Annotated in this window: 4 protein-coding genes; all 4 read left to right on the forward strand. The window is 59.4% G+C overall.

Annotation, left to right across the window (positions count from 1 at the left end; all coding sequences use genetic code 11):
• On the forward strand, nucleotides 1–595 hold a 595-nt coding region (gene dprA / locus BN1189_RS11150), incomplete at its 5' end, for a DNA-processing protein DprA (protein ID WP_040228111.1).
• Between the two features lie 105 nt (nucleotides 596–700).
• On the forward strand, nucleotides 701–2,773 hold the full coding sequence (topA, locus tag BN1189_RS11155) for a type I DNA topoisomerase (RefSeq protein ID WP_040228112.1): 2,073 nt from the start codon (nucleotides 701–703) through the stop codon (nucleotides 2,771–2,773).
• A gap of 21 nt (nucleotides 2,774–2,794) precedes the next feature.
• Nucleotides 2,795–4,105: an FADH(2)-oxidizing methylenetetrahydrofolate--tRNA-(uracil(54)-C(5))-methyltransferase TrmFO gene (trmFO, locus tag BN1189_RS11160; protein ID WP_040228113.1), complete on the forward strand. Its 1,311-nt coding sequence runs from the start codon at nucleotides 2,795–2,797 to the stop codon at nucleotides 4,103–4,105.
• 65 nt (nucleotides 4,106–4,170) lie between these two features.
• On the forward strand, nucleotides 4,171–4,401 hold a 231-nt coding region (locus BN1189_RS11165), incomplete at its 3' end, for a site-specific integrase (protein WP_040228114.1).

Consider the following 4,401-nt stretch of genomic DNA (forward strand, 5'->3'; position numbering starts at 1 on the left):
CCCGCCCGCCGTGCTTTATGCGGCGGGGGATCCGTCCATCCTTTCAGCTCCCAGAAAAGCGGCGGTCATCGGTTCCCGCAAGGCGACCGCCTATTCCCGGCAGGCCATCTCCATCATCGTGCCTCCGCTCGTTTCAGAAGGCATCCCCATCGTCAGCGGTCTCGCCAAAGGAGCGGATGCCATGGCCCACGAGGCCGCCATCCGAAGCGGCGGGCGCACGATCGCCGTCCTCGGCCACGGGCTGTTCCACCGCTATCCGAAAGAGAACAACGGCTTGTTCGAAGTGATCGGCCGCGACCATCTTCTCCTGACCGAATATCCGCCGTATGCCGGCCCGCAGAGATGGCAGTTTCCAATGAGGAACCGGATCATCAGCGGCCTGTCGGACTTGGTGGTCGTCACCGAAGCCGCCGTGAAGAGCGGCACGATGAGCACGATCGACCATGCGCTCGAACACGGCAAGGATGTTTATGCCGTTCCGGGCCCCGTGAACGCCCCGCTGTCGGCGGGTCCGAACCGTCTGATCCTGGAGGGGGCGGCTCCTGCGCTTGACGGATTCACGGTGCTCGGAGAACCTCCCGGCGGTCCGCGCTGAGTCCGGCCGAAACCGATAATGGTTGCATTTAGTAAGAAGTTATATTACATTTTGCAACAGGACTTTGTTTAAAATGGCATTGCAACCTCGACAGGAGGAAGTTGAATGGCGGATTATCTCGTCATCGTCGAATCGCCCGCAAAGGCGAAGACGATCGAAAAATATCTTGGAAGAAAATATAAAGTAAAAGCATCCGTGGGACACGTCATCGATCTGCCTCGAAGCCAGATGGGTGTCGACGTGGAACACAACTACCAGCCGAAATACATCACGATCCGCGGAAAGGGCCCGGTGCTTCAGGAACTGAAGACGGCGGCGAAGAAAGCGAAGAAAGTCTTCCTCGCATCTGACCCCGACCGCGAAGGCGAAGCGATCGCATGGCATCTTGCACAGGCGCTCGGCATCGACGAGAACACCGACTGCCGGGTCGTCTTCAACGAAATCACGAAAGACGCGATCGTGGAATCATTCAAGCACCCGAGGCCGATCAACCGCGACCGCGTCGATGCCCAGCAGGCACGCCGCGTGCTCGACCGGCTCGTCGGCTACAACATCAGCCCGATCCTCTGGAAGAAAGTGAAGAAAGGCCTTTCGGCCGGACGCGTCCAGTCCGTGGCACTCCGCCTCATCATCGACCGGGAAAACGAGATCCGCGGATTCAAGCCGGAAGAATACTGGTCGATCACGGGCACATTCGGCAAAGGCGCAAAAGAGTTCACCGCCGGCTACCACGGCGACGGGAAGAAAAAAGTGAAGCTTCCGGACCGCGCATCGGTCGACAAAGTGCTCGGGAATCTCAAAGGCGATGAATTCGAAGTCGCCGAGCTCATCAAGAAAGAGCGCAAGCGGAACCCGGCCCCGCCTTTCACGACGTCCTCCCTCCAGCAGGAGGCGGCGCGAAAACTGAACTTCCGTGCACGCAAGACGATGATGCTCGCCCAGCAGCTCTATGAAGGGATCAACGTCGGCAAGGAAGGAAGCGTCGGGCTCATCACCTACATGCGGACCGACTCGACCCGGATCTCCGACACCGCCAAAGCGGAAGCGTCCGACTTCATCCATTCCGAATACGGCAAAGAGTACTCCGCGCCCGGAGAGCGTCAGACGAAGCAGAAGAACGCGCAGGATGCCCACGAGGCGATCCGCCCGACTTCCGTCCTCCGCACGCCGGCTTCGCTCAAGGCCGTCCTGACAAACGACCAGCTGCGGCTTTACCGGCTGATCTGGGAGCGCTTCATCGCAAGCCGGATGGCGCCGGCGATCCTCGACACGGTTACGGCCGATCTCGTCCAGGGAGACGTGATGTTCCGCGCGACCGGATCGCAGGTGAAATTCCCGGGCTTCATGAAAGTCTACGTCGAAGGCGAAGACGACAAGACGGACGAAAAAGAGAAAATGCTTCCGCCGATGGAGAAAGGCGATGTCGTGAAGAGCGTCAAGATCGAACCGAAACAGCACTTCACCCAGCCGCCTCCGCGCTATACGGAAGCCCGGCTCGTCAAGACGCTCGAAGAGCTCGGCATCGGCCGCCCGTCCACTTACGCACCGACGCTCGACACGATCCAGAAGCGGGGCTACGTCTCGCTCGACGCGAAGCGGTTCCTCCCGACCGAGCTCGGAGAAATCGTCCACACCCTCGTCCAGGAGTTCTTCCCGGAAATCATCGACATCGAATTCACCGCCGAGATGGAGAAGGAACTGGACAGCATCGAGGAAGGGAAGAACCGGTGGGTCGAAGTCATCGACTCCTTCTACCAGGACTTCGAGAAGCGGCTGAAAGTCGCGGATGAAGAAATGGAGAAAGTCGTCATCAAGGACGAACCCGCCGGCGAGGACTGCGAGAAATGTGGTTCGCCGATGGTCATCAAGCTCGGCCGCTACGGCAAGTTCATGGCCTGCTCGAATTTCCCGGATTGCCGGAACACGAAGCCGATCCTGAAAAAGATCGGCGTCACGTGCCCGAAGTGCAAGGAAGGGGAAGTCGTCGAGCGCAAAAGCAAGACAAAACGGATTTTCTACAGCTGCGACCGCTATCCGGACTGCGACTTCATCTCGTGGGACAAGCCGATTGCCCGGCCTTGCCCGAAATGCAACGGCATGCTCGTCGAGAAGAAGCTGAAAAAAGGAAAGCAGATCCAGTGCGCGGACTGCGATTATAAAGAACAGCCGCAACAGTGATTGAAAGGGGAGTGACTGGACATGGCACCAGTCGTTAATGTCATCGGGGCGGGCCTTGCCGGAAGCGAGGCCGCCTGGCAGATCGCCAAAAGAGGGGTCAACGTCCGGCTCTATGAAATGCGGCCGGTCCGTCAGACGCCTGCCCACCACACAGGCCAGTTTGCCGAGCTTGTCTGCACGAACTCGCTCCGTGCGAACAACCTGACGAACGCGGTCGGCGTCCTGAAAGAGGAAATGCGGATACTCGACTCGGTCATCATGCAGTCGGCGGATTCCAGCGCCGTCCCGGCAGGCGGGGCGCTTGCCGTGGACCGGCACGAATTTGCCGGCCGTGTCACCGAACAAGTGAAAAACCATCCGCTCGTCGAAGTGGTGAACGGCGAAGTGACGGAGATCCCGGACGGCATCACCGTCATCGCGACCGGGCCTCTTACGTCCGAAGCCCTCGCCGCCGAGATCGGCAAGCGGACGGGAGAGTATGACCTGTACTTCTATGACGCCGCCGCGCCGATCATCGAGAAGGATTCCATCGATATGGACAAGGTCTACCTGAAGTCGCGCTATGACAAAGGGGAGGCCGCCTACCTGAACTGTCCGATGACCGAAGAAGAGTACGGCCGTTTCTACGAAGCTCTCACCACGGCGGAGACGGTCGCCCTGAAAGACTTTGAAGAAGAGAAGTACTTCGAAGGGTGCATGCCGGTCGAAGAAATGGCCCGCCGCGGCCGGGACACGCTGCGGTTCGGCCCGATGAAGCCCGTCGGCCTGGAGGATCCGAAGACAGGCAAGACGCCGTATGCGGTCGTCCAGCTCCGTCAGGACAACGCGGCCGGGACCCTCTACAACATCGTCGGTTTCCAGAACCATATGAAGTGGGGCCCGCAGCGAGAAGTCATCCGCCTGATCCCGGGCCTTGAGGAAGCGGAAATCGTCCGCTACGGCGTGATCCACCGCAACACCTTCATCAACTCTCCGAAAGTGCTGGCTCCGACCTACCAGTTGAAGAGCCGCGATACGCTGTTCTTTGCCGGTCAGATGACGGGCGTGGAAGGCTATGTGGAATCGGCGGGGAGCGGACTGATTGCCGGCATCAACGCCGCCAGGCTCGCGCTCGGCGAGGAGCCGGTCGTCTTCCCGGCGGAAACCGCCCTCGGCAGCATGGCGCGCTACATCAGCGAAGCCAACCCGGACAACTTCCAGCCGATGAACGTCAACTTCGGCCTGTTCCCGCCGCTCGGGGAGAAAGTACGGAAGAAAGCGGAGCGCGCGGAAAAACAAGCTGAGCGCGCGCTCGGCACAATTCGAAATTTCTCGAATACAATAGCGGATTAATTGTGCAAAGCCTCTAAATGTCTTATACTTTAGAGGCTTTTGTATTTTACCGGAGAGGTGATGGGATGGACGGCAGACTGAGGGAAGCCGCAGAGGAATTCCAGGCATACATCCGGCTCGAACGGAACTTTTCCCCGTTGACGGTAGATGGCTACGGAAAAGACATCGAGGAGTTTTTTGCATTCCTTGAGGGCGAAGGGCTCGGCGAGGAGTCTGACATCCGATATCCGGAGGCGCGTCTGTTCGTCACGCGGCTGTATGATCGCGGATTGTCGCGGCCGACCATTTCGAGGAAG

This window comes from Bhargavaea cecembensis (assembly GCF_000826125.2).
In the GTDB taxonomy this organism is placed as follows: Bacteria; Bacillota; Bacilli; order Bacillales_A; family Planococcaceae; genus Bhargavaea; species Bhargavaea cecembensis_B.

What these genes read in the sequence shown, in the direction of transcription:
- topA (WP_040228112.1), top strand. Translation starts at nt 701, where the DNA reads ATGGCGGATTATCTCGTCATCGTCGAATCGCCCGCAAAGGCGAAGACG.
- trmFO (WP_040228113.1), top strand. Translation starts at nt 2,795, where the DNA reads ATGGCACCAGTCGTTAATGTCATCGGGGCGGGCCTTGCCGGAAGCGAG.